Source organism: Dactylosporangium sp. NPDC005572, from assembly GCF_040605515.1.
Taxonomy (GTDB): Bacteria; Actinomycetota; Actinomycetes; order Mycobacteriales; family Micromonosporaceae; genus Dactylosporangium.
In genome coordinates this window covers 26,873-52,082 of sequence record NZ_JBEXCY010000046.1, presented here as the reverse complement: position 1 = coordinate 52,082, position 25,210 = coordinate 26,873, and the positions used below count along the sequence as shown (strand labels likewise).

Here is a 25,210-nt window from a genome sequence, read left to right as displayed (position 1 = left end):
CGGCCTGTGACCGGGCCGGCGGCCTAGCTGAACAGTTCGGCCAGCTCGCGGTTGATCGCGTCCGGGTCGAACGGCGTCGTGGCGGGCCCGTCCTGCGGATCCCAGTCCTCGATGGGGGCGTCGCCGTGGCCGGCGACGCACTCGATCGTGACGGCGGCGTCCGGGTCGGGCAGCTCGTCGATCCGCTCGACGGTGATCCGGTGTTCCCACCAGTCGCCGAGGTCGTAGACGTACGTCATCGTCGCGCGCTTGTCCGGCATGACCTTGACCAGGCGTACCGCCGACTCCTCATCGGCGTCGTCGAGCGCGAAGGCGCCGTCGGAGTAACGGTCGCGGCCCGACTCGAAGAGGTGCATGTGGTCGTCGTCCCAGTCGAAGGCCGCCTGGATCGCGGCGTGCAGGACGTCAAGGGTGATCGTCGCCGGCACCCGCAACGTCCGCCACACCGGCACATCGAGGTCGGACAGGACGACCTTCAGCCGGTACACCCGTCGTGGCGGACGCCCGGCGGCGGTGAGCGCCTCGTGGAGGCCGGGCGCGCCGGGATGTGTACTGGCCGCGACGATCGCCATCCCGCCGGCGTCGTCCACGCGGTGGTACGCCTCCTCGATGTCGTCCACGGCCAGCGCACACTCCACCGCCAGCCAGCGGCGGTCCGTCTCGTCGAGGTCGGTCCCGTCCCACAGCCCCAGCACCGAACGGGCGTGCGGCGCGAGCATGGGCCGGTCGAGGGCCGCCTGCCAGGCCGGCCGGGTCTTCTCGCCCAGCGCGCCGACGAGGTCGGCGCCGAAGATCCGGGCCGCGGGGGTCGCGTCCGCGGCGGCGGCCAGGATCTCGGTAGCGGCCTGTTCCAGGTCCCGATCGGCGAGCCAGCGCTGCGCGGCGTGCCAGCCGTCCGGCTCGGGCAGCCGGGCGGCCCTGGCCAGCAGGTCGTCCGCCGGCAGGTCCGGGGTGATCGGCGGCGGTGTCGCCGCGGCGAAGCGGTCGCACGCCCACCGGCCGAGTGCTGTCAGCCGGTGGTCGGCATCGACAGCGCCGAACTCCGCCAGCGCGTCGAGCGCCGCGTCGACCGGGTCGACCCCACGACGGAACGCGTTCCACGCCGCGCCGAGCTGCGGGTAGATGAGCTGCTCGGGAAGCCGCTGTTCGAGCTCCTCGACCGACGGCGGAGGTTCGTCGGCGAGCATCAGCAGCAGGGCGCGGCACAGCACCACGGCGCCCTCACCGCGACGGTCGTTCGACTCGGCCTCCAGTACCGCCAGGAAAGCGCTCCACCAGGCGTCCAGCGGATCGGCGACCGTGGCGGCCTTCGCCACGGCCCGGCTTCCGTCGACGGTGATGAGCCCGATCGCCTGCGCCGCCGTCCATGGGCGGTGCAGCGCCTCGATGTCCGCCGCGGTGCGGGTACGGTCCGGCGGCGTGATGCCGATCGCGGCCGCCACGGCGGGGACGTCGCGGGGACGCAGCACGGATCTTGGTGTCACCGGTTTGCCGGTGCCCACCCAACCGGCGAGCGATCGCGCGCGGACCATGATTGCGCAGTTTTCGGCGTCGTGACTGAGCACGGAGGTCACGATAGGCGCCGCCCTCGGTGACCCCGAGGGCGGCGCCCTGCCGTCAGAAGACCTTGCGGGCCGGGCCGAGGCGGAGGAAGACCGTCTCGCCCGTGGCGTCCTGGACGCCGTCGTTGTCGGTGATGGCGTAGACCTGGCCGTCACCGCCGATGGTCAGGCCCTCGAGCTTCTCCTGGGTCCAGCCGTTGTCCGCGCGCAGCGCCGGGAGGACGTCGACCGCCAGGCGCTTGGGCAGCACCGGGAGGGTGCCGGGCTGCGGGTCGGTCCGCGGCACCGTCACCGTGTAGACCCGCTTGATCTTCGCGTTGGGGCCGTTGAGCTTGTCGCGTTCGATCACCGCGAGCGTGTTTCCGTCGACGGCGACGATCTCGGACAGGCCGATCCAGTCGCCCGGCGTGGTCGTGGACTCCAGCTGGTAGCCGTACCACGTCCAGGCCTTGGTCGCGACGTCGTACCGGCCGATGCGGACGACGCCCTTCGGGTCGGTGCTCAGCTCGCGCTGCAGCGCGACCCAGACGTGCTCGCCGTTGCGGTCGTTGACGGCGGACACGCCCTCGATGCCCTGCTTGGCCAGGCCGGCAGTGATTTCGAGCGGCAGCTGTACCGTCTCGACCGTGCGCCCGTCCCGGTCCAGGCGCACGAGCTTGTTGCCGGCACCGTTGGCGCCCTCGACGCCGAGCCAGAAGCCGCCCTGCTGGCGCGCGGAGATGCCCTCCGCGTCGTAGCCGACCGGCGCACCCGCGGCGTCCTTGACCACCAGCTCGGTGGTGATCTCGACCGGCGCCTTGCCGGCGTCGAGCGTGAGGATGCGGGTGGGCGTGTACGCCGCGTCGGTCACGGAGTACAACTTCGACGGCTTGCCGGGCACCGCGCTCAGGGCGCCGAGCGCGCCCCAGCCGATACCGTTGGGGCTGATCACGCTCGGGAAGCCGGGCTTGTCGTTGCCCAGCTCGTAGAGGGTGACGCTGGAGCGCACGTTGACCGAAGCGTCGTCCTCCTCGCTGGAGATCGCGAGCAGGTCGCGGCCGGGGATCGGCAGCAGCCCTTCCGGCCCGTTCGTGGTTGGCAGGATCTGCTTGAAGACCGGCTTCGCCGGGTTGCTCAGGTCGTACACGGCAACGAAGTTGCTGCGCTCCGACCCGACGAAGGCGTACCGCGTGCCGTGGAAGGTCGCGATGGCGAGCCCCTCGGGCTCGGCGCCCTTGTTGTCGGCGCGGTCCTCGTTGTGCAGGCCATAGGTGACGGCGAGCTGCTCGAACGTGTTGCCGGCGTCCCACACGACCTTGCCGGTGTAGGTGTCGAACACCGTCCAGCCGCGGGTGCCGCCCTTCCAGTCGCCCTCGTTGGCGGTCGCGACGTAGCGGTCGTCGACCCAGGCGACGGCGTCGGGCTCCCGCGGGACGTCGGTGATCTGCCCGGTCAGGTCGATCTTGCCGTCGTTCGCGGTGTCGATGCCCTTGACGGTGGCGGTACCGGCGCTGAAGGCTTTTTCGATCTTTCCGGAGCGCAGGTCGATGACGACGATGCCGTTGTTCTCCTGCAGGGTCACGACGAGCTTGTCGCGATCGTTGATGGAGACGTACTCCGGCTCCGGGTCCTCCGGCGCGGTGATGCCCTTGAGCTCACTTGCCGGGAACGCGACTTTGCGGACGGACCATTTGGCCGGATTGTCCGACGGCAGGTCGACGATCTGGACGAACCCGCCCGGTGCCTGCGGGAGGTCACCGTCATTGACGTCTTCGTCCCGCTCGTTCTCGATGGCGATGGCGGCGTACCGCTTGTTCTTGCTCAACGCAATCGAGTCGGGCTGGCCGCCGAGGTCGAGCGTGCGCACAACCTTCCGGTCCTTGATGCGCACGACGTGCAGCACTCCGGACGGGTTGGTGAAGCTCTCGCTGGTGTCGACGACGACGAGCGCGTAGTCGCCGCGGACGGTGACGGAGGTCGGCTCGCCGTTGACGCCGAGCGTGCCGAGGCCCTTCGGCTTGCTTTCCTTGGAGATGTCGAGGAACCCGATGCGCTTGGCGAGCGCGTCGGTGTAGATGAGCGTCCGGCCGTCGTCGGTGACGGCAGAGATCTCGGCCGCGGTGGCGGAGGCGGGGTCCTCGCCGGCCGGCCGGTTCTCGAAGACGGGGTAGGTAGCCTGCCGGTCCCAGTACGTGGATCGCTGGCTGTGCGCGCTAGCGGCGCTGCCGGGAATGAGCCCGGCCGAGGAGATCGCCAGTGCCGTGAGCACGACGAGAAACTTGCGATGGGACATGCACTCAAACGTTGTCACGATGCGACGACGCCGGACGGTCGCGCCGGTGAACGCGGGGTGAGTCGATCATGAACCCACCCCGCGACCGGTATCGGCACCATGGAGACGTCGCTTACCGTCTGATCCTTGCAAAGTACGATTCCCGCGTTTCCCCCATCGCAAACCGCGAGGGTCACCACTCGCTCGACGGTTCGCACAGCTTCCCACTGAAAGAGCGAATCAGGGCCCGCCTGCGTTACTCGATTCCGGCCACGTATTGGTGAATGTGCCGATTTGGTTTCGGCAACGCTTCCGCAGCGTGCACAGTATGGACAGTCATCGTCTCCTTAGTCATGATGCGACGTGCCCCAACCTGGGCATCAGCACCGCTGAGGAGAACCACATGATCTTCAGGTCGAAGGGAGTGCGGCGAGCGAGCCTGGCCGCACTCCCGATTCTCGCCATCGCGGGCAGTATCGCAGCCGCGACCACATCCAACGCGGCATCATCCAATGCGGCATCGACGCAAGGCAATTCAAATGGCTACCGCGACGGCCGCTATATCGTTTCGTTCGCCGACGACCCCGTCGGCAGCTACGACGGCTACAACCCCGGGTTCAAGGCCACCAAGCCCAAGGCGGGCAACAAGCTCGACCCGAACTCCGCGGCGGTCCAGGCGTGGCGGGCGCACCTGACGAGCAAGCACGACGCGGCGCTGGCGAAGGTCGGCGCCACCAAGATCTACGACTACACGGTCACGAACAACGGCATCGCCGCCGACCTCACGAAGGCTCAGGCGGCCGCCCTCGCGAAGACCCCGGGCGTCGTCGCGCTCGAGCGTGACCAGGTGTCGCACGTCGACACCACGGCCTCGCCGGAGTTCCTCGGCCTCAACACCGCCGGCGGCGTGTGGGCGCAGGCGGGTGGGCAGGCCAACGCCGGTGCCGGCGTGGTCGTCGGTGTCATCGACAGCGGCATCTGGCCCGAGAACCCCTCGTTCGCCAACGCCAAGATCAACCCCCGGCCGAAGAACTGGCACGGCGGGTGCGTCGCGGGTGAGAACTTCCCCGTGTCGCTGTGCGGCAACAAGCTCGTCGGCGCCCGGTACTACGTCGAGGGCTTCGGCAAGAAGAACATCGCCGACGAGGACTACCTGTCGCCGCGCGACGGCTCCGGCCACGGCTCGCACACCGCCTCGACCGCCGCCGGCAACGCCGGTGTCACGGTGACCATCGACGGCAAGCAGATCGGCACCGCGTCGGGCATGGCGCCGGCCGCCTCGATCGCGATGTACAAGGTCTGCTGGGAGGGCAAGCCGGGCGTGACGGCCGGCTGCTTCAACTCCGACAGCGTCGCCGCGATCAACGACGCCGTCCTCGACGGTGTCGACGTGATCAACTACTCGATCGGTGGCTCGTCCGAGTCGTCGGTGCTCGACTCCGTGGCCCAGGCGTTCCGGGCCGCGTCCAACGTCGGCATCTTCGTGGCGAACTCGGCCGGCAACAACGGCCCGGGTGCGAGCACCCTGGACCACCCCGCGCCGTGGGTCACCACCGTCGCCGCCGCCACGTTCCGCAAGGCGTACCGGACGGTCGCGCTCGGCAACGGCGCGCGGTACGTGGGTGCGTCGACCACCTCGGCCCTGAACACACCGGCGCCGCTGATCACCGCCTTGAGCGGGAAGCTGGCCGGTGCCAGCGACAACGACGCCAAGCTCTGCTTCGACGGCACGCTCGACCCGGCCAAGGTCACCGGCAAGGTGGTCATCTGCGACCGGGGCGTCAACGCGCGTATCGACAAGAGCTTCGAGGTCAAGCGGGCCGGCGGCGTCGGCATGGTGATGACGAACACCAGCCCGAACTCGCTCAACGGCGACTACCACCCGATCCCGTCGGTCCACCTGAACGACGTCGACGGTGCCGCGGTCAAGGCGTACGCGGCCACGGCCGGCGCGACCGCGAGCATCGTGGATCTGACCCCGGCGGAGCTGGCGGCGGCGCCGGACGTCCCGGAGATCACCGACTTCTCCTCGCGGGGACCGTCGACGACCACGGACGGCGACATCCTCAAGCCCGACATCGCGGCGCCCGGCAACGACGTCGTCGCCGCGGTCGCGCCGCCGAGCAACCACGGCCGCGACTGGGACTTCTACTCGGGCACCTCGATGTCCTCGCCGCACATCGCGGGCGTCGGCGCGCTCATGAAGCAGCTGCACCCCACCTGGCTGCCGTCGGAGATCAAGTCCGCGCTCATGACGTCGGCCGTCGACACCAAGACGACGACGAGCCCGTTCGCCCAGGGCGCCGGCTTCGTGAACCCGAACCGTGCGGCCGACCCCGGCCTGGTGTACCCGGCCGGCCCGAACGACTACCGCAGCTACATGGTGAGCCTCGGGGTCCAGTTCGCGCCGCCGTTCGACACCCTGCCGCCGGTCGCCGGCCCGGACCTCAACCAGGCCTCGATCGCCATCGGTGGGCTGGCCGGCGTCCAGACGGTGACCCGGACGGTGAAGAACGTCGGCACCACGACCGCGACCTACAGGGCCACGGCCGACGTGCCCGGCTTCACCGCTGTCGTCTCGCCGTCCAGCTTCACGCTGGCGCCGAACGCGACGCAGACCTTCACGGTCACGTTCACGCGCACCACGACCCCGCTGGGTGCCTGGGCCACGGGCAACCTGACCTGGTCGGACGGCAAGCACAGCGTGCGCAGCCCCATTGCGCTGCGGCCCGTGGCGGTCAAGGCGCCGAGTGACGTGACCGGGACGATCGCGGCCGGCTCGACGACCTACCCGGTCACGCCCGGCTCGACGGCGGCCGCGCTGGGCACCTCCGTCGCCGGTCTGGTCGGGGTGGCCCCGGTTGCCGACAGCGTCGCGGCCGGACCGTTCGACACCGCCAACCCGGTTGTCGGCGCGGGCACGAAGGTCTACCACGTCACGGTGCCGGAGGGCACCAAGGCGGCCCGATTCGACCTTGTCTCCAACGACAAGACGGCCGACCTCGACCTGTTCGTCTACAAGGGCGGCACGCTGGTGGGCCTGTCGGCCTCCGGCTCGGCGGACGAGCGGGCGACGCTGAACGCGCCGGCTGCCGGCACGTACGACGTCTACGTCAACGGTTTCGCCACGCCCGGCGGCACCACGTCGTACGCCATCAGCAACTGGGTGGTGCCCAACAGCGCCGCGGGCAACCTCAGCGTCAGCAACCCGGCGGTGACCGCCGGTGTGCCGGTGACGCTGACGGCGACCTGGACGGGGCTCGACCCAGCCAAGCGGTACTTCGGCGTGATCTCCTACGCCGGTGCCACCAACGTCAGCTACATCACGGTGGGCTGACCCTCGCCGCACACCAAGGGCCCGGCAGCCGCGGCTGCCGGGCCCTTCGCGTCGCCTGAGCCGTTGAGGTCACCACCGATCAGGGCTATGGTCGCGAGCACCTCTCGCATTTCCTGAAGCTCGTGGGAGTCCGCCATGCCGGAGCCGCCGCCGACCCCGCCTTCGGCACCGACCGCCGAGACCGCCGCCGCGGTGCATGCGCCGTTCGCCGAGCCCGTCGTGCGGGTGCGACCCCGCTGGATCGCCCTGCTCGTGCTGGCCGACCTCGCCGTGTGGATGGGGTTCTTCACCCCGATCCAGGTACTGCTGCCCAACCAGATCCAGGCGATCAGCCCCGGCGACAAGGAGAGCATGCTGGGCCTCGTCACGGCGCTGGGCGCCGCCGCGGCCGTCGTGGTGAACCCGCTCGCCGGGGCGCTGTCCGATCGCACCACGGCCCGCTTCGGCCGCCGCCACGGCTGGACCCTCGGCGGTGCCGTGCTGGCCGGTGCGGCGCTGCTGCTGCTCGCCCGGCAGGACACGGTGCTCGGGGTGGCGCTCGGCTGGGTCGCCGCGCAGGCCTGCCTCAACACCATGCTGGCGACGCTGACCGCGGCCGTGCCCGACCGGGTGCCGGTGGACCAGCGCGGGGCGGTGTCCGGCTGGGTCGGCATCCCGCAGGTGCTCGGGGTGGTCCTCGGCGTCGTGCTGGTCACCGCGATCGTCACCGGGACCGGCCCGGGTTACGTCGCGCTCGCGGTGCTCGTGGTCCTGCTGCCGGTACCGTTCGTGCTGCTCACTCCGGACGACCGGCTCCAGCGCGCGGATCGGCCCCGGTTCTCCCTGGCCGGCTTCTGGGTCAGCCCCCGCCGGCACCCCGACTTCGCGTGGGCCTGGATCACCCGGTTCCTGGTGCAGCTCGGCAACGCGCTGGGCACCCTCTACCTGCTGTACTTCCTGCAGGACCGGGTGCGGCTGGCCGACCCGGACACCGGCCTGCTCGTGCTGATCCTGGTCTACACGGTCGCGCTCATGGCCACGACCGTGTTCGCGGGCCGGCGCTCCGACCGCACCGGCCGCCGGCGCGTGTTCGTGATCTGGTCCGGGATCGTGATGGCCGCCGCCGCGCTACTGCTGGCGTTCTGGCCGTCGTGGCCGGTCGCCGTGGTCGCGGCGGCGGTCCTCGGCGCCGGGTACGGCGTGTACCAGGCGGTCGACGCCGCACTGATCACGCAGGTGCTGCCGCAGGCAACCAACCGGGCGAAGGACCTCGGCGTCATCAACATCGCCAACTCGGCGCCCCAGGTGCTGGGGCCGGCGCTCTCGGCGCCGATCGTGGTGCACCTCGGCGGCTATCCCGTGCTGTACGTGCTGACCGCCGTGGTGACCCTGCTCGGCAGCGTGTTCGTACTGCGGATCCGTTCGGTGCCCTGACGGTGTGATCCGCGGTCGCCGAAGTTTCACACCGGCCGCCCAACGAAATCTGCCCATACACCAAAGCCTCCCCCGCTACCGTCGGTGAGGCGGCCGCCGCGCCGTCACAACGTTTCCGCGGGGGTTTCCTTTGTCTGCTTCGAAGATCAGCCGGTGGGCGGCCTCGACCGCCTCGATCACCGCATTGTCGGCACTTGCGAGCGCAGCGCTCGTTCTCACGAGCGCATCGACCGCCGTCGCCGCCCCACCCAAGCTCGTTTCAATCACCATCAAGGCCGTTGTCGACGAGGTCATCGACACCGCCGGCGTCCTGTGCGCTGATGTCGAACCGGGCGACACCATCACCGGGACGTACGTCTACAACACCAGAACCCGCGACCACAACGACGCCGACCACGTAGCCGACTACTCCTACAAAACGACGCCCTACGGAATCAAGCTGCGGGTCAACGGCATGGCGGTGCGGACGGATCCCGCCAAGGTCGATTTCCTCGTCGAGCTCGTGAACGACGACCCAGTGGTCGGCTACGACGCCTACTCGATCGCCAGCTACAGCAACCTGCCATTTCGGTGCGGCTCTCCCGTCGACTTCATCGGGTGGTCACTCGCCGACCTGAGCGGCACGGCGCTGTCGACCACGGCACTCGGCAAGAAGGGGCCCAGGATCGCCGCCTTCAATTCGACCTTCGAACTGATCGTCGAGGGGTGGACCAAGGGTTTCTACCGCATCCGCGCGCACGTCACGTCCGCCAGGGCCTGAACTCCCGGCGTTCCACGCCTCCGCGACCGCCAGGAGCCGTTCCGGCACCTGGTGGACGGCCGCAGTCGCGCCGGGCGCCACCGGGCCCATGACCCACCCGGGAAGGTGACGCGGGGTGAGTCGGGCATGGGGGCCAGCAGGTATCCGTGGGGTGCGGAAACCGGGAGCCGGACAGTGCAGGTGGCGTCGAAGCCGTCGCTTGCCGGTTCGAGAGAACGTGGATGCAACACACCCCACTGTGAGCAGGTGATCCGCCATGACGATCCGCGAAGTCAACCCGGTGCTGTGCATGGCACTGTTCGTCTCCGACGCGCCGAAGACCTACGACCTGGACGACGCCGCGGTCCGCGACGCCGTCGACCGCACGCTCGAACGGCTCGGACCGGACGAGTGCTACGCCCGGGCCGCGCAGGAGTTCGGCGATCACCCCGAAGTCGCGCTCGACCGGATCACCTGGACGCGCGAGATGTGTGCCCGGGCACTGGCGCCGTCGCTCGCCGCCGTCTGACCGGCGGTCGTCAAGGCGGCGGTGGCCGTATCCAATCTGAACAGCAGCCTGGCCTCCGACGGCACTCGGTCACAATGACCAACGTCGGCAGGCCAGGCTGCTTTTACGAACGGCCGGCGCGGCTCGGGTCGGCCGCCAGCCGCCGCCTGTCCGGGACTCAGGCGATATGGCCGAGCTGGCGCAGGGCGCCGAGGTCGTCACGGCATGCCCAGTGCTCGGCGATGAGGTCGCCGTCGAACCGGACGATGTGGATCTGCTGCATACGGAAGCTGCGACCCGATGACGGGAAGCCGAAGAGCTCGCCGATCTGGGTCGCGGACATGGCGGCCCGGTACGCGACCCGGTCACCGTCGTGGAGGACGTCATCGATCTCGTACCGGATGTCGGCCAGCACCGAGTGCAGGTAGCTCACGACCGCCCGCAGCTGGTCAGGCCCGGCCGGGACGGGCACCGGCGGTGCGGCGTGGTCGACGAACCCGGGCGTGACGACCCGGTCGGCGAGCGTGACGTCGCCGGACTCGAACATGGTGCGGTAGAGGCCGCGGATGAGCTGCTCACGCTGGGACATGGTCGCCTGCCCGCCTGATCCGCAGGAAGAACCCGGCGACGACGGCGGCACCCGCCATGAGCGGCACGTGGAAGAGGTACTCGAGCTGGGCCAGTCCCGCGAAGTCGGCGTGGCCGAGCACGCGGTGCAGGTTGTCGTGCGGCCACCAGCTGAGCAGCATGAACGAAATGCTCACGTACGCGGCCCAGGTCAGCGCAGCTCCGGCACCGAGACGCCGCAGCGGAGCCAGGCCGAAGCACAGGAACGCCACGCCGGCGCCGAAGGCCATCGCCTCGAGCACGGACAGCACGAAGAAGAGCGGCAGCAGGTCCCGCGGCGGAGTGGCCGCGCCCGGGGGATCGGGCCAGATCACCCGGCCCAGAGCGAGGGCGGCAATCGCCGCGACCAGCGCCACCGCCGTCACCGATATCTTTCTCCCTGACACCATGGTCCCCCCAAGGTAGAATATCAATCTACTGACTGGAACGATGTTAAGATGAAATCCTCGGACGAGCAAGGACGGGTCGCGACCAATCGACGACAGTTGCAGGCGGCACAGACCCGCCGCGACATCATCCTGGCCGCGACCAGGCTGTTCACTCGTCAGGGATACGCACACACCTCGGTCACCGACATCGCCCGCGAGGCCGGCGTCGCGGTGCAGACCATCTATTCCAGCGTCGGGTCGAAGGCGCGGCTCGTCACCGCGATGCTCGACGAGGTGGACGCCCTCTCCGGCGTCCCGCAGCTCGCCGCCGAAATCACGCGCTCGACCGACGCAGGCCAGATCATCGACCTCCAGACGCGGCTGACCAGGCAGCTCAACGAACGCTGCCGGGACATCCTCGCCGGGCTGAGGTCCGCGGCACAGGTTGACCAGACCATCGCGGCGGCATACGCGGACGGACAGGCCCGCCACGTCGCCGGCGCCCGGCGCGGCGCCGAGCGGATCGCCGAGCTCGGCGCACTGCGCCCCGGAACCGACGTCGACACCGCGGCGGCCACGATCGCCGTGTTCCTGTCGATCGACGCCTGGGTACAGTTCATCGACGAACACGGTTGGACCTTCGACCGCGCCGAGCAGTGGCTGTCCTCGTCGCTGCGGACCCTGCTGCTCGCGGGCTAGCGGCGAATATGACGCGCGGTGGTGACGAGAACACGGCTTGCTTCTCGCCGAAGTACCGCCGCCTTCATCGCCGTCCAGGAGCGTTGTAACGTCGCCACCGACGTGGACGCTCCTTGTGGTTGGCCGTTGTCGTGGCCTGCGGGACGACAGAAGGCCTGTCTGACGAGGTGAGACGAGTGAACTCTGGTGACCCGAACGACTCGTTGGGGAGGGACCCGCGGCCTGCGGGGTCGTCCGACGAGAGCGGTTACGGCAGCCTCGGTCACGGCGGTCGCGACAACCCCCGGGGTCGGCACCGGCGCTCCGCCGGAATTCTCAGCGGCGCGATCATCGGCCAATTGACCGGCCGCCTGACCGGCCGCCCCAGCTTCGGCGAGAGCGGGTCCGCAACGCCGACGGAGCCCTCGGCGAGCGGGCGGCCGAAGCGATGGCGCCGACGCAACGTCATCATCTCCTCCACCGCCGCCGTACTGATGCTGATGGGCATCGGGCTGGTGGCCGGCACCTACTACTTCGACTCGGTCGATCTGCCGCCGGACCTCCAGATGTACGAGTCGACGACGATCTTCTACGCCGACCGCCAGACGCCCATGGCGAGGATCGGCGAAGAAAACCGGACCGTGGTCACCCTCGACCAGGTTCCCAAACACGTACAGCAAGCGGTCGTGGCCACCGAGGACATGAGCTTCTACACCAATGACGGCGTCGACTACAGCAGCATTGCCCGCGCCGCGTGGAACAACGTCACCGGCGGTGAGCGGCAGGGCGCCTCGACGATCAGTCAGCAGTACGCCCGCAAACTCGCCGACCTCAAGGGCATCTCGTACGCGCGGAAGGTGCGCGAGGCGGTCATCGCGACCAAGCTGAACGAGAAGTACGACAAAGACAAGATCCTTGAGCTGTACCTGAACGCGGTCTATTTCGGCCGGCACGCGTACGGGATCGAGGCGGCCGCGCAGGCGTACTTCGGCAAGCCGGTCAGCAACCTGACGGTCGCCGAGGGAATGGTGCTCGCCGGCATGATCAAGGATCCGGAGGGCTCCGACCCGAAGAAGGGCAGCCCGTACGACCCGACCCGGAACCCCGACACGGCCAAGGAGCGGTTCCACAACTACATCAAGTCCAACATGGTTCAGCTCGGCTACCTGACCCAGCAGGCGGCCGACGAGCTCAAGTACCCGGACAACGTGATCAAGGTCGACCCCGTCGTGGACGGCCGGCTGCGTGCCCAGTGGGGCCTGGACAAGCCCGCGGGGCTGATCGTCCACCACGTGATGGACGAGCTTTCCAGGGTCACCGGGCCCGACGGGCGGCCCAGGTTCTCGTCCGACGAGATCCGCAACGGTGGCCTGCAGATCTACACCACGGTGGCCAAGCCGATGCAGGACGCCGCATTGAAATACGCCAGCGGTGCCACGGCTGACTCACCGCTGTTCGGCCAGCCGCCGAATCTCCAGGGCGCATTGGTGGCCGTCGAGCCGGGCACGGGCCGGGTCCGTGCCTACTACGGCGGATCGCAGGGTGACGGGAGCGACTACGCCGGCTGGTACGCCGACCCGGTGCTGTCGGACGGCAAGCCGGTCGACTTCGGCGCGCACCCGCCCGCCTCCTCGTTCAAGGTCTACACGCTCGCCGCGGGGCTCATCCATGGGTACGCCATCGACTCCCACTGGGACGGCACGAGCCCGAAGGACTTCCCGCGCAGCCACCGGGTCACCGGCCAGAAGCCGGGCCCCGTCAAGAACAACGACGGCGACTCGGCCGATTGCCAGACGTGGTGCACGCTGCTGGAGGCGACCGAGAAGTCGCTCAACACGCCGTACTTCGCGTTGGCGGAGGAGGTCGGCTGGGCCAAGGTGCTCGAGGTGGCCCGCGCGGCGGGGATCCGCTCCATGTGGCACCCGGAAAAGGGCCGGCTCGACCTGACCACCAAGAACCCCTCAGAGTTCGGCTTCAGCACGGAGTTGGGCATCGGGCAGTTCCCGGTGACCGTCCTCGACCATGCCAACGGCATGGCGACGTTCGCCGCCCGGGGCAAGGCAGCGTCGGTCCACTTCGTGCAGGAGGTGCAGAAGAAGGGCCAGCGTGTCTACGGGGAGACCATCAACCCCAAGCAGATCCCGGGCTTCACCGACGCGATGGCCGACAACGTCACGTACGCGTTGAGCAAGGTCGCCGCGGCGACCGCCTCCGACATGAACGGCCGGCCGGCGGCCGGCAAGACCGGCACCTGGCAGTTGCGTGACACGTCCGACAACGCGCACACCTGGATGGTCGGCTACACGCCACCCGGCCGGGACAAGACCAAGACACCCGGACTGGCCGCCGCCGTGTGGATCGGCAACAAGAACGACGAACAGAAGCTGGTCAACAAGAGCGGCCAACGCCTCTTCGGCGCGACCATGGCGGCGCCGGTCTGGCGCAAGTTCATGAACGCGGCCCTGAACAAGACGGAGAAGGTCCAGCTGCCGTCCCAGCCGAGGCGGGGCGGGACGCTCGCCGAGGGCAACGGCATTCCGATGGGAAGACCGGGCCGGGACGACGATCCGAGAGACAACCGGCCGTGCCGGCGGCCCGGGCCGCGCTGCCAGACACCGGCGCCGGGCAACCGGTGACGGTCTCGGTGCGGCACTTCGCTCAAGGCTTGTAGCGCAGCTCGGGGTACCACTCGCCCCGCCCCGCCGGCGTCAGGTCGAGCAGGTGCCACACCGGGCTGTGCAGGTCCACACCGCGCTCGCGGATGTCGGCGGACATCCACGGATGGCTGGTGTAGAAGTGCCTGACCGTCCCGTCGGCGTCCCGCGTGAAGACCGAGATGGTCGAGTCCTGGGCTCCGGATTCGTCCTCACTGGCCAGGTCGTACTTGAACGTGCTGCCGGCCGCACTGAGAAGCCGGAGCCGATCCCACCCGCGGGCCCGGGCGTGGAACCGCAGCGCCGATAGGTCGGCTGCCGCCACGACGACGAAGTCGGCGTTCTGGGACACATGGTCGACGACGGCGTTGAACCCGTCGATCCACATCGTGCACATCGAGCACGGCGCGCGCTGGGCCTTGCCGTACATGAAGTGGTAGACGATCAAGGGTCGATCGGGCCCGCTGAACAGCTCACTCAACCTGACCTGACGGACCGGCTCGTCCCCCGCGGCCAGATCGGCCGGGCCCTCCTCAAAGACATAATTCTCGACCACCGCCCCCGTCGGCAGCCCGCGGCGCAACTCGGCCACCCGCTCGCGCTGGCGCATCAGGTCGACCTCGGCCAGCCGCAGCTCCTCGCGGGCGGCACGGTACTCCGTCGACTCGTTCGCCAACCGGGTCATCCCCACAGTCACACTCCACCTCCGCGGCGTCAGGTCGGCCGGACCCGATTACCACGGCCGCACCGCGCCAAACCCGTTGTACCGGGTGTGAGCTGGGCGTTCGGCGTACCGGTCGGCGCGCGGACGTGGGTTTAAGAACCGGATCGCGGGTGATGTTGACCGCGAGGCTTCAGGACTCGACCGGCTGGAGGCCCAGCGAATGACGGTGAGGCTCCGCAGGCTCGACGGTGGCGAAACGGCTGTCACCGACGAGCGGATCGACGCACTTCGCGCGGACTTCCACGGTCCGCTCATCACACCGGATGATCCCGGTTATGACGAGAGTCGCGTCGTGCACAACGGCATGTTCGACCGGCACCCCGGACTCATTGTCCGATGTTCGGGAGCGGCCGACGTGATCGACGCGGTGAACCTCGCTCGCGAACGCGATCTGCTGGTCGCCGTGCGGGGCGGTGGCCATGGGATCGCGGGCCAGTGCACCTACGACGAGGCCATGATGATCGACCTCTCGGCGATGCGGGGCGTCTGGGTGAACCCCGCCGAGCGGCTCGTTCGGGTCCAGGGAGGCGCGACCTGGGGAGACGTCGACCGAGAGGCCCAGGTCTTCGGCCTGGCCGTGCCGGGCGGCGTCGTGTCGACGACGGGCGTCGCCGGTCTGACCCTCGGCGGCGGGCTCGGGTGGCTCCACCGCAGGTATGGCCTCACCTGCGACAACCTCGTCGCCGCCGAGATCGTCACGGCCGACGGGATGCTCCTTCGAGCCAGCGAGACCGAGCACCCGGAACTCTTCTGGGCACTGCGCGGCGGCGGCGGCAACTTCGGCGTCGTCACCGCCTTCGAGTTCCGTGCCCACCCGGTCGGACCCGTCGTCATGTATGGGGCGGCGATGTACGCCGCGTCCGACGCGGAGGAGATCCTTCCCGCCTGGCGGGCCTGGACGGCCGGCCTGCCGGACGAGGTCACCAGCCGGGCCATGTTCTGGTCGATGCCGGCCTCGCCGCTGCTACCGCCGCAGGTGCACAACCGGGACGTCTTCATCACCGGGGCCGTGTACGCGGGTCCGGCGGACGACGGCGCGACGATCCTCAGGCCGATCAGCGAGTTCGGCACTCCGCTCGCCGACCTCAGTGGGCCCAAGCCGTTCCGGGACGTCCAGCGACTCCTGGACTGGATGTTTCCGAAAGGGCAGTCGCTCAGCTACTGGAAGTCGGTGAACGTCCGCGAGCTCGGCGACGACGTGCTCGATGTGGTACTCCGAAAAGGACTCGACCGACCGCACCCCGGCACGCTGGTCCACGTGCCGCAGATGGGCGGCGCCGTGCAGCGGCCGGGGATCCACGACACCGCCTTCGGCGATCGGAGTGCGGCCTACATCGTGAGCATCGACGGCAACTGGACCGACGCCGCCGACACCGAGGCCAACGTACGGTGGGTGCGGGACGCGTTCAACGAGGTCAACGACCTGCCCTCGGCTGGCGGCACCTACCTCAACTTCAGCGCCGACCTGGACAGCGCGAGCGGACAGTCGGCGTTCGGCGACAACCTGGATCGGCTCGCCCGGATCAAGCGCGAGTTCGACCCCGAGAACCGCTTCCGGCTCAACAACAACATCCGGCCGACCGACGCCGGCTCCTGACGATCCCGGCCCGCGAAGCCCCGCTCGACGCCGGCGACGCGATAGCGTCCGCTGGTGACCTGTCACCGCGAGCCTCCGGATCCCCCCAGGACGAGCTGCGCGGCTGGGCATGGTGCACGCTCGACGAGGCCCGACGGCGTCTGTCCCCATTGCTCGCTCGCCGGACGGCTGCCGCGTTGAGCGCGACGGCCGACACCGTCACGCACTACCTGGAGGACGGCGAGCGCGTCTGCTGTCCCGGCTCGTCGTGCCGGGGCGACCGAGGGCGCACCGCGACTGTGCCGTTTAGCGCCGGCTTGTCCGAGTTCTCGTCCTGATTCGCGGTCGTCATCCACTGTGGACCGCAGGCTGCGGGGCGAGTGGGTCTTGACGAAGCCTGTCACCATGGCCGTAGCGAGCAGGGGGGATGCAGCAGGCCGATGGGTGAATTTCTCAGTGCGACCCTCGAATTCCCCACCGTCCTGTTCACATTCCTGCTCGTCCTTGTCATCGCGTACTGGCTGATCGTCCTGTTCGGCGGCACCGACACCGAGGCGCTCGACGGCCTCGACGGTGGTGCGGCCGGTGGCTTCGGTGGCTTCCTGGGCAGCGTCGGCCTCGGCGGCGTGCCGGCCACGGTCGGGCTGTCGGTGCTCGTGCTGGTCGCCTGGTTCGTCAGCCTGGCCGGCTCGACCGTCATCGACGGCGTGCTGCTGCGCCTCGCCGTGCTGGTGGTCGCGCTCGTTGTCGCGTGGCTGATGACGCGGCTGCTCGTGGTACCGCTGAGGAGGCTCTTCCCGGCGACGAGCGGCGAGTCCCGCGCTGCATTCGTGGGGCGCACGTGCGTGGTCCGCACCGGCACCGTCACCGAGACGTTCGGCCAGGCCGAGGTCACCGCCGCCGACGGCTCCAGCGCGATCGTGCAGGTTCGCCAGACCGGCGCCGACACCTTCACCGCGGGCAGCTCGGCGGTGATCTACGAATACGACCAGCACGGCGAGTTCTTCTGGATCGTTCCCACCCCCGGACAGAGGGAGCTCTCATGACCGTCATCACCACCGGCTTCCTCGTTGTGCTCGGCGTGGCCGCGCTCATCGCGGTCGGTCTGCTGTACGCCGTCAGCCGCCTGTTCCGAAAGATCGAACAGGGCAAGGCGTTGATCATCTCGAAGGTCCGCAAGGTCGACGTCACGTTCACCGGCGCCGTCGTCCTGCCGGTCCTGCACAAGGCCGAGGTCATGGACATCTCGGTGAAGACGATCGAGATCGAGCGGACCGGCCGGGAAGGGCTGATCTGCCGCGACAACATTCGCGCTGACATCCGGATCACGTTCTTCGTGCGGGTCAACAAGACCGTCGAGGACGTCATCAAGGTCGCCCAGGCGATCGGCACGGTGCGGGCCAGCGACCAGGAGACCCTGCAGGAGCTGTTCAACGCGAAGTTCTCCGAGGCGCTCAAGACCGTGGGCAAGCAGCTGGACTTCGTCGACCTGTACACCAAACGCGACGAGTTCCGCGACCAGATCGTCCGGGTGATCGGCACCGATCTCAACGGGTACAGCCTGGAGGACGCCGCGATCGACTTCCTCGAGCAGACGCCGCTGAGCCACCTCGACAACGCCAACATCCTCGACGCGCAGGGCATCCGGAAGATCACCGAGCTGACCGCGATCGAGCACGTGCGGACCAACGAGTTCCGGCGCAACGAGGAGAAGGAGATCAAGCGCCAGGACGTCGACGCCCGCGAGGCGGTCCTGGAGCTGGAGCGCCGCCAGACCGAGGCGGAGATCAAGCAGGAGCGGGAGGTCGCCACCCTGCGGGCGCGCGAGGAGGCGGAGACCGCCCGGGTCCGGGCCGAGGAGCGGCTCAAGTCGCAGACCGCCGAGATCCGCACCGACGAGCAGGTCGGCGTCCAGCACGAGAACAAGCGCCGGGAGATCGCCGTCGCCGAGAAGAACCGCGAGCGGGTCATCGCGATCGAGTCGGAGCGCATCGAGAAGGACCGCATGCTTGAGGTCATCGCCCGCCAGCGGGACACCGAGCTGAGCACGATCGCCAAGGACAAGGAGGTCGAGGCCGAGAAGCGGGCCATCGCCGAGGTGGTCCGGGAGCGGATCGCGGTCGAGCGCACCGTCGCCGAGCAGGAGGAGCAGATCAAGCGGCTCCGCGTCGTCGAGGAGGCCGAGCGCACCCGCCAGGCCGTCGTCATCCAGGCGGAGGCCGAGGCGCAGGAGAACCTGGTCAAGGGCATCAAGGCGGCCGAGGCGGCCGAACAGGCCGCCAAGTTCAAGGCCCGCGAGGAGCTGGTGCTCGCCGAGGCCCGGCAGCAGACCGCCGAGCTGGAGGCCCGCGCCAAGATCCGCCTGGCCGAGGGTGTGCAGGCCGAGGCGGCCGCGACCGGCCTCGCCGACGTGCAGGTCCGCGAGCGCAACGCCGACGCGATCGAGAAGGTCGGCCGGGCCGAGGCGGCGGTCGAGCGGGAGAAGGCGGTCGCGACCGCGGAGGCGATCGAGAAGGCGGGCCTCGCCGAGGCCGCCGTCGAGCGGGAGAAGGCCGCCGCGCTCGCCGACGCGCTGCGCGACAAGCTCAAGGGCGAGGCCGAGGGGCTCACCGAGAAGGCCGCCGCGCTCGCCGCGATGGACGAGGCGACCCGCGGGCATGAGGAGTACCGCCTGCGCCTGGAGATGGAGAAGGAGGTCCGCCTCGCCGGCATCGACGTGCACCGGCAGGTCGCCGAGCAGCAGGCGCTCGTCCTGGCCGCCGGCCTGGAGAAGGCGAACATCGACATCGTCGGCGGCGACAGCATCTTCTTCGACAAGCTGCTCGGCTCGATCAGCCTCGGCAAGAGCATCGACGGCTTCGTCCAGCACTCCGACGTCGTGCAGACCGTCGGCGCCTCTTACCTCAACGGCAACGGCGACCTGGCCGGCGACCTCGGGCGGCTGCTCGGCTCGATGAGCACCGCCGACGTGTCCAACCTGACGTTGTCGGCCTTCCTGGTACAGCAGATCCAGCGGGGCGGCCCCGACCGGGACAAGCTGCGTGAGCTGCTGGACGCGGCCCGCCAGCTCGGTATCGCCGACCGGCCGGTCGCGGCGCTGGCGGCGGCCGCGCAGTGACCGTCGAGACGGTGAAGCCCGTCGCGGCGAGCCTGGACGCCGGCACCTACGAGGTGCTGCGCGACCGGCTCGCCGCGCAGGCGGCCGAGCTGAGCGGCCGGGCCGAGGCCCTCAACACGCGGCGGACCGAGGTGTTCGGCGGCACCGAGCTGCGGCTGCTCGGCACCGAGCGGATCCGCACGGAGCACAACTGCGTCCCGCGCGACATCGTGTCCGTCGGCGGGCTGATGCTGTTCGGGTACAACGTCTTCATCGGCCTCAAGCCGGAGACCACCGTCGACGACGTGTTCTCGCTGCACCGGTTCAGCCGCGACGGCGACGCGTTCCGGTTCGACGTGCCGTCCCCGGACGAGCTGCCCGGCCTGCTGCGCGACCCGCAGCTGCTGCGCGACTTCGGCGAGGTGTACCGGTACTACCGCGACACCCGGCTGCTGCAGCTGCGACGGCTCGACGGGAAGCTCCTCGCCGTCTTCCAGACCGGTCCCCGCACCGACGACATCAAGGTGCTGCGCTGGAACGTCGACACGGCCGGCGAGGTGTCCTATGTGGACAACCGCGGCGAGCGCGACCATGTGTTCCCGCCGTCGCACGACTTCGAGTGGACCCCGGTCGGCCGGGAGCACCACGTCCTCGGCCGGTTCCCGCACATCTCCATCGAGGACGTGGTGTTCGTCGAGACCCTCGGCGGTGACCTCACCGTCAAGGTCGAGAACAACACCGAGACGGGCGAGGGTGTGTACCGCGAGCCGGTCGACGAGCCGCTGCAGAGCCTCGCCGACGCCGACGTCAGCTACGCGCGCGTCGGTCCGCTCGTCCTGCTGCGCATCCGGCCGTACAAGGAAACGGTCTTCAGGTTCCTGGTCTTCAACACCCGGACGCGGGGGGTCGTCCGGCTCGACGGGATCGGCCAGGGCTGCCAGCGCCTGCCGGAGGACCAGGGCCTGATCTTCCCGGGCGGTTACTACCTGGCCACGGGCGTCGCGCGGACGTTCGACACCGACGTGGCCGACCTCGAGTTCGAGCGGGTCATCCGGTCGGGCAACGGCGAGGACGTCCTCTACGTCTTCCACGCCCGCGCCGACGGGCGATCGCTGCTGCTGCCCTACAACGTCATCCGCAAGGAGGTCGCGAGCCCGCTCGTCTGCCACGGCTACTCCCTGTTCGACGACGGGACGCTGGTGGTCTTCCGGGCCATGTCCGAGGAGCCGACCCGGGTCCACACCATGCAGGTGTGGCAGACGCCGTACCTGTCGGACACGTACGCCGCGGCCCAGCCGCTCGGGACCGGGCCGCTGGACCGGGTCGGCAACGCCGATCTGGTCCGCGGCATCTCCGACTGCCTGTCGGTGGCCCGCATGGTCGCCGAGATGGGCCCGTCGACTGCGGTCTTCGAGGCGATCATCGCCGCGTGCGTCCGCACGTTCGACCACTACCACTGGCTCGGCGAGCCGGAGCTCGGCGACCTGCGCAGCCCGCTCGCCGAGCTGCGCAACACCGCCGAGCAGGTGCTGGCCGAGTTCGAACGGGTGCAGGCGCTCACCGAGCACGCGGCCACCGCCGTCGGCGAGGCGGCCGAGCGGGTCGAGTCGCTCATCCGCCGCTCCCAGGGCGAGGCGCCGGTGGACACCGACGCCTGGGTGCGCCGCCTCGCCGGCCTCCGCCACGCGCAGGGCTCCCTCGTCCCGCTGCGCGAGCTGCGCTACGCCGACACCGACCGGATCGCGGCCCTGCAGCAGCGGCTCGACGAGGAGCTCGTCGCGGCCGCCAAGCGGGCGGTGACGTTCCTGCAGCGCGACGACGCCTTCGCCGGCTACCACTCCGACGTGGAGCGCCTGGTCGCCGACGCCGAGGCGGTCCGTACCGTGGCCGAGGCCGCGCCGGTCGGCGAGCGGCTGACCGCGCAGGCCGAGGGGCTGCAGATCGTCACGGAGGTGGTCGGGTCGCTGGAGATCGCCGACGCCACCGTCCGGGTCGGCATCCTGGAGCGGATCGGCGAGGTCCTCGGCGGCGTCAACCGCGCCCGCGCCGTCCTCGACGCCCGCCGCCGCGAGCTGCTCGCCGTCGAGGGCCGGGCCGAGTTCGCCGCCGAGTTCGCCCTGCTGGGCCAGGCGGTCGTCGGCGCGCTCGCGGTCGCCGACACGCCCGAGCGGTGTGACGAGCAGCTGGGGCGGCTGATGCTCCAGCTGGAGAACCTCGAGTCCCGCTTCGGCGAGTTCGACGACTTCCTCGCCCAGCTCGGCGACAAGCGCACCGACGTCTACGAGGCGTTCTCCGCGCGGAAGCAGGCGCTGCTCGACGAGCGCTCCCGTCGCGCCGACCGGCTGGTCGAGTCCGCGGAGCGGATCCTCGGCAGCATCGAGCGCCGGGTCGCCACGATGACCTCACCCGACGACGTCAACACGTACTTCGCGGCCGACCCGATGGTCGCGAAGCTGCGCGGCGTCGCCGGCGAGCTGCGCGCCCTCGGCGACCAGGTCCGCGCCGACGAGCTGGACGGCCGGGTCAGGACGGCCCGGCTCGAGGCCGGCCGGATGCTGCGCGACCGCCTCGACCTGTTCGCCGGCTCGGCCGACGTCATCCGCCTCGGCCGGCACCAGTTCGCGGTCAACACCCAGGCGATCGACCTGACGCTCGTACCGCACGGCGACGAGCTCGCGTTCACCGTGACCGCGACCGACTACCGCGCGCCGGTCGACGACCCGGTGATCGCCGCCGCCCGCCCCTTCTGGGGACAGCTGCTCGTGTCCGAGGCGCCCGACGTGTACCGCTCGGAGCACCTGGCCTGCATGGTGCTCGACGCCGCGGCGACGGGACAGTCCATTTCGGACGGCCCGGCCCGCACGCTGGACGCGCTCCACCAGGCCGCCCTCACCGACGGCGGCCTGCGCGACCTTGTGCGCCGCGTCGCCGACAGCCGGTACGCCGAAGGATATGAGCGAGGCGTCCACGACCACGACGCGACGCTCATTCTTGACGCGCTGCTGCGGCTGCACGCCGGCGCCGGTCTCCTGCGCTACCCGGCGGCGGACCGCGCGGCGGCGCAACTGTTCTGGACGTTCGGCGCCGACGACGAGGCCAAGGCCGCCTGGACCCGGCGGGCGCGGTCGCTCGCCCGGGCCCGGACCGCGTTCGGCCACTCGGACGCGGTGGGGCAGCTGTGCGCCGAGCTGCAGGCGGCGGTGACCGCGTTCCAGCCAGCCGCCGGGCCCACGGCCGGGTCCGGGATCGCCGGGGAGTACCTGTTCGAGGAGCTGAGCAGCGCGCCGTTCGGATTCGTCACCAGCGCCGGCGTGCGGACGTTCCTCGACCGGTTCTGGCGCGCGAGTTCGACCCGTGAGCTCAACGAGGATCTGCGTGCCCTCGACGGCGATCTCGCCGCGCGCCGCCAGCTCGCCCACGCGTGGCTCTCCTCGTTCGCCGGTACCGTCGACGGTCCTGCTGACGGTTTTCATGACGGCGACCTGGAGGAGGCGGCCGCGATCGTGCTCTGCGGTGCCGGCCTGCCGCGCCACGACTCCTCCGCCGCCCTCACCGCGACCGTCGAGGGCCTGCTCGGCACCCATCCGAGGATCACCGGCCGCCGGATGGAGCTGCGCCTCGACGAGGTCCTCGCCCGCACCCGCCGGTTCCGCCTCGAACGGGTCCCGGCCTTCCGCGAGTACCAGCGGCACCGCACCGAGCTCGCCACCCGCGAACGGCAGCGGCTGCGGCTCGACGAGTACAAGCCGAAGGTGATGAGCGCGTTCGTGCGCAACCGGCTGCTCGACGAGGTGTACCTCCCGCTCATCGGCGACAACCTGGCCCGGCAGCTGGGCGCGGTGGGCGACGCGATGGGCCTGCTGCTGCTGATCTCGCCACCGGGCTACGGCAAGACGACGCTGATGGAGTACGTCGCCAACCGCCTGGGCCTGGTGTTCGTCAAGGTGAACGGCCCGGCGCTCGGCCACCTGGTGACGTCGGTCGACCCGGCGGAGGCACCGAACGCGACCGCCCGCCAGGAGGTCGAGAAAATCAACTTCGCGCTGGAGATGGGCAACAACGTCCTGCTGTACCTGGACGACATCCAGCACACGTCGCCGGAGCTGCTGCAGAAGTTCATCTCCCTGTGCGACGCGCAGCGCCGCATGGAGGGCGTCTGGAACGGCCGGACCCGCACGTACGACCTGCGCGGCAAGCGGTTCGCGGTGTGCATGGCCGGCAACCCGTACACCGAGTCCGGCCAGCGCTTCCGCATCCCGGACATGCTGGCGAACCGCGCCGACGTGTGGAACCTCGGCGACGTGCTGGCCGGCAAGGATGAGCTGTTCGCGCTCTCCTACATCGAGAACGCGCTGACCTCGAACCCGGTCCTCGCCCCGCTGTCCACTCGCGACCGCGGCGACGTCGAGCTGCTGGTCCGCCTGGCCCGCGGCGACGACACGGTACGACCGGACCAGCTCGCCCACCCGTACTCGGCGGTCGAGGTGGACCAGATGCTGGCGGTACTCCGGAAGCTCCAGCGAGTGCAGGAGGTGGTCCTGGCGAACAACCGCGCGTACATCGCGTCCGCGGCACAGTCCGACGCGTCCCGCACCGAGCCGCCGTTCCTGTTGCAGGGCTCGTACCGCAACATGAACAAGCTCGCCGCCCGGGTCGTGCCGGTCATGAACGACGCCGAGCTGGAGGCGGCGATCGACGACCATTACGCCGGCGAGGCGCAGACGCTGACTGCGGGCGCCGAGGCGAACCTGCTCAAGCTGGCCTCGCTCCGCGGCCGGATGACACCGTCGCAGGAGACGCGCTGGGCGGAGGTCAAGGCCGCGTACCGGCGGGCGCGGGCGCTCGGCGGGTCCGAGGACGACCCGATGAGCCGGGCGGTCGGCGCGGTAGGGCTGTTGGCGGACCGGGTGGAGGCGGCGATCGACCGAGCGGCTCAGACGGCCCACTCGGGGTAGTCGGGATGGTCGGACCAGACCGACGCGTCGTTGCGAAGCTCCCGGCACGGAGCGGGCTCGGCACAGGTCCGGCACCAGTTCGGCTGGCGCGGCTCGTCGTCCTGGACCAGCACCTCGATCGTCTTGCCGTCCTCGCGCCGGTAGACCTCGTGGTGCTGGCCGTACTCGACCTGACCGCTGGCGTAGCCCGGCTTGTGCCGCTCGAGCCGCCGCCGCTTGGCTGCCACCTCCCGAACCACCCGGGCAGGATCATGCCGGGTGATGTGGACGTGCTGCTCACGACTCCCCGGCACGACCGCGACCAACTCGCCCACGTCGGACGTCTGCGAGATGCCCACGATGTTCGCGCCGTCGAACGCGCGGATCTCCCGCCAGCCGCCGGGCTGGTCCGGCTTGACCCGCCACACCTGCGGCGCGTAGGCGCCGGCCGAAATGATGCCGGCGAGCGACTCGTCCTCGGCAAGCCGCGCCTCGATGAACTCCACCAAGTCGTTGGTCATGCCTTCGATTCTCCCCAGGCGACGCCGTCCGCGAGGGTGGACCGAATTTGCTCTCACCCGGTCCGCTCACCCAGGCGGCTCAACCGTCGCGGCCCGGCGCGCGAGCCAACTAGGGAACTCGGTCAATGTCCAATCAAGCAATGACTTCCCGTGACGCAGTCGGCACGCGGAGCCGCTCGCCGGGGCACTGACGCTGCGTGGCGGGGTTGTAACGATGGTAT

At 70.0% G+C, this 25,210-nt stretch carries 17 protein-coding genes; 10 read left to right on the top strand and 7 right to left on the bottom strand.

The features are described 5' to 3' along the window. Positions 1-23: 23 nt before the first annotated feature. Positions 24-1,469, bottom strand: a complete 1,446-nt coding sequence (locus ABZS66_RS23020; RefSeq protein ID WP_354760775.1) for a plasmid pRiA4b ORF-3 family protein — start codon at positions 1,467-1,469, stop codon at positions 24-26. A 148-nt stretch (positions 1,470-1,617) separates the two neighbouring features. After that, positions 1,618-3,834: an esterase-like activity of phytase family protein gene (locus ABZS66_RS23015; protein WP_354760773.1), complete on the bottom strand. Its 2,217-nt coding sequence runs from the start codon at positions 3,832-3,834 to the stop codon at positions 1,618-1,620. 382 nt (positions 3,835-4,216) lie between these two features. Between ABZS66_RS23015 and ABZS66_RS23010 the strand changes: the two genes are divergently transcribed. The 4 genes from ABZS66_RS23010 (at position 4,217) to ABZS66_RS22995 (ending at position 9,831) form a co-directional block, all read left to right on the top strand. After that, positions 4,217-7,150 (top strand): S8 family serine peptidase, encoded by a 2,934-nt coding sequence (locus tag ABZS66_RS23010; protein WP_354760771.1) that lies wholly within the window; start codon positions 4,217-4,219, stop codon positions 7,148-7,150. A gap of 135 nt (positions 7,151-7,285) precedes the next feature. Continuing rightward, a complete protein-coding gene (locus ABZS66_RS23005; protein ID WP_354760770.1) occupies positions 7,286-8,563 on the top strand; it encodes an MFS transporter in 1,278 nt (425 codons plus the stop codon). Between the two features lie 130 nt (positions 8,564-8,693). Then, positions 8,694-9,323 (top strand): hypothetical protein, encoded by a 630-nt coding sequence (locus ABZS66_RS23000; RefSeq protein WP_354760768.1) that lies wholly within the window; start codon positions 8,694-8,696, stop codon positions 9,321-9,323. A gap of 256 nt (positions 9,324-9,579) precedes the next feature. Further along, positions 9,580-9,831, top strand: a complete 252-nt coding sequence (locus tag ABZS66_RS22995) for a hypothetical protein (protein WP_354760766.1) — start codon at positions 9,580-9,582, stop codon at positions 9,829-9,831. A 157-nt stretch (positions 9,832-9,988) separates the two neighbouring features. Here the strand turns inward: ABZS66_RS22995 and ABZS66_RS22990 are convergent, their stop codons facing one another. Together ABZS66_RS22990 and ABZS66_RS22985 are read right to left on the bottom strand one after the other, a co-directional pair. Next, the gene (locus ABZS66_RS22990) at positions 9,989-10,399 is read right to left on the bottom strand and encodes an ester cyclase (protein ID WP_354760764.1); all 411 of its coding nucleotides are present in this window, start codon (positions 10,397-10,399) and stop codon (positions 9,989-9,991) included. Further along, positions 10,386-10,802, bottom strand: coding sequence for a hypothetical protein (locus tag ABZS66_RS22985; protein WP_354760762.1), 417 nt, complete (start codon positions 10,800-10,802; stop codon positions 10,386-10,388). Before ABZS66_RS22985 ends, ABZS66_RS22990 begins: the two co-directional genes overlap by 14 nt. A 72-nt stretch (positions 10,803-10,874) precedes the next feature. On the opposite strand from ABZS66_RS22985, the gene ABZS66_RS22980 reads away from it, so the two are divergent. Together ABZS66_RS22980 and ABZS66_RS22975 are read left to right on the top strand one after the other, a co-directional pair. After that, positions 10,875-11,504, top strand: coding sequence for a TetR family transcriptional regulator (locus ABZS66_RS22980; protein ID WP_354760760.1), 630 nt, complete (start codon positions 10,875-10,877; stop codon positions 11,502-11,504). 338 nt (positions 11,505-11,842) lie between these two features. Further along, the gene (locus ABZS66_RS22975; RefSeq protein WP_354760758.1) at positions 11,843-14,119 is read left to right on the top strand and encodes a transglycosylase domain-containing protein; all 2,277 of its coding nucleotides are present in this window, start codon (positions 11,843-11,845) and stop codon (positions 14,117-14,119) included. Positions 14,120-14,141: 22 nt separating this feature from the next. Here the strand turns inward: ABZS66_RS22975 and ABZS66_RS22970 are convergent, their stop codons facing one another. Both ABZS66_RS22970 and ABZS66_RS22965 read right to left on the bottom strand, forming a co-directional pair. Then, positions 14,142-14,822, bottom strand: a complete 681-nt coding sequence (locus ABZS66_RS22970; protein WP_354760756.1) for a DUF899 family protein — start codon at positions 14,820-14,822, stop codon at positions 14,142-14,144. A 169-nt stretch (positions 14,823-14,991) separates the two neighbouring features. Beyond that, entirely contained in the window at positions 14,992-15,282 is a 291-nt protein-coding gene (locus ABZS66_RS22965; RefSeq protein ID WP_354760796.1) for a hypothetical protein, read from the bottom strand. On the opposite strand from ABZS66_RS22965, the gene ABZS66_RS22960 reads away from it, so the two are divergent. From ABZS66_RS22960 to ABZS66_RS22945, 4 genes are all read left to right on the top strand, one after another. Next, on the top strand, positions 15,166-16,458 hold the full coding sequence (locus ABZS66_RS22960; RefSeq protein ID WP_354760794.1) for an FAD-binding oxidoreductase: 1,293 nt from the start codon (positions 15,166-15,168) through the stop codon (positions 16,456-16,458). The genes ABZS66_RS22965 and ABZS66_RS22960 overlap by 117 nt on opposite strands. Positions 16,459-16,877: 419 nt before the next feature. Further along, complete coding sequence (locus ABZS66_RS22955) at positions 16,878-17,483, top strand: hypothetical protein (protein WP_354760754.1); 606 nt, start codon at positions 16,878-16,880, stop codon at positions 17,481-17,483. After that, a complete protein-coding gene (locus tag ABZS66_RS22950) occupies positions 17,480-19,555 on the top strand; it encodes a flotillin family protein (protein WP_354760752.1) in 2,076 nt (691 codons plus the stop codon). Before ABZS66_RS22955 ends, ABZS66_RS22950 begins: the two co-directional genes overlap by 4 nt. An 11-nt stretch (positions 19,556-19,566) precedes the next feature. After that, positions 19,567-24,489, top strand: coding sequence for a DNA repair ATPase (locus ABZS66_RS22945; RefSeq protein ID WP_354760750.1), 4,923 nt, complete (start codon positions 19,567-19,569; stop codon positions 24,487-24,489). On the opposite strand, the gene ABZS66_RS22940 is transcribed toward ABZS66_RS22945, so the two are convergent. Further along, a complete protein-coding gene (locus ABZS66_RS22940) occupies positions 24,468-24,989 on the bottom strand; it encodes a DUF6221 family protein (RefSeq protein WP_354760748.1) in 522 nt (173 codons plus the stop codon). The genes ABZS66_RS22945 and ABZS66_RS22940 overlap by 22 nt on opposite strands. Positions 24,990-25,210: the final 221 nt, after the last annotated feature.

Bases quoted from the DNA above. Each gene is read 5' to 3' on its own strand.
- ABZS66_RS23005 (WP_354760770.1), top strand. From the start codon at position 7,286: ATGCCGGAGCCGCCGCCGACCCCGCCTTCGGCACCGACCGCCGAGACC.
- ABZS66_RS22990 (WP_354760764.1), bottom strand. From the start codon at position 10,399: ATGTCCCAGCGTGAGCAGCTCATCCGCGGCCTCTACCGCACCATGTTC.
- ABZS66_RS22960 (WP_354760794.1), top strand. From the start codon at position 15,166: ATGTTCGACCGGCACCCCGGACTCATTGTCCGATGTTCGGGAGCGGCC.
- ABZS66_RS22950 (WP_354760752.1), top strand. From the start codon at position 17,480: ATGACCGTCATCACCACCGGCTTCCTCGTTGTGCTCGGCGTGGCCGCG.
- ABZS66_RS22965 (WP_354760796.1), bottom strand. From the start codon at position 15,282: ATGGCCACCGCCCCGCACGGCGACCAGCAGATCGCGTTCGCGAGCGAG.
- ABZS66_RS22955 (WP_354760754.1), top strand. From the start codon at position 16,878: ATGGGTGAATTTCTCAGTGCGACCCTCGAATTCCCCACCGTCCTGTTC.
- ABZS66_RS23010 (WP_354760771.1), top strand. From the start codon at position 4,217: ATGATCTTCAGGTCGAAGGGAGTGCGGCGAGCGAGCCTGGCCGCACTC.
- ABZS66_RS22940 (WP_354760748.1), bottom strand. From the start codon at position 24,989: ATGACCAACGACTTGGTGGAGTTCATCGAGGCGCGGCTTGCCGAGGAC.
- ABZS66_RS23015 (WP_354760773.1), bottom strand. From the start codon at position 3,834: ATGTCCCATCGCAAGTTTCTCGTCGTGCTCACGGCACTGGCGATCTCC.
- ABZS66_RS22980 (WP_354760760.1), top strand. From the start codon at position 10,875: ATGAAATCCTCGGACGAGCAAGGACGGGTCGCGACCAATCGACGACAG.
- ABZS66_RS22995 (WP_354760766.1), top strand. From the start codon at position 9,580: ATGACGATCCGCGAAGTCAACCCGGTGCTGTGCATGGCACTGTTCGTC.
- ABZS66_RS22970 (WP_354760756.1), bottom strand. From the start codon at position 14,822: ATGACCCGGTTGGCGAACGAGTCGACGGAGTACCGTGCCGCCCGCGAG.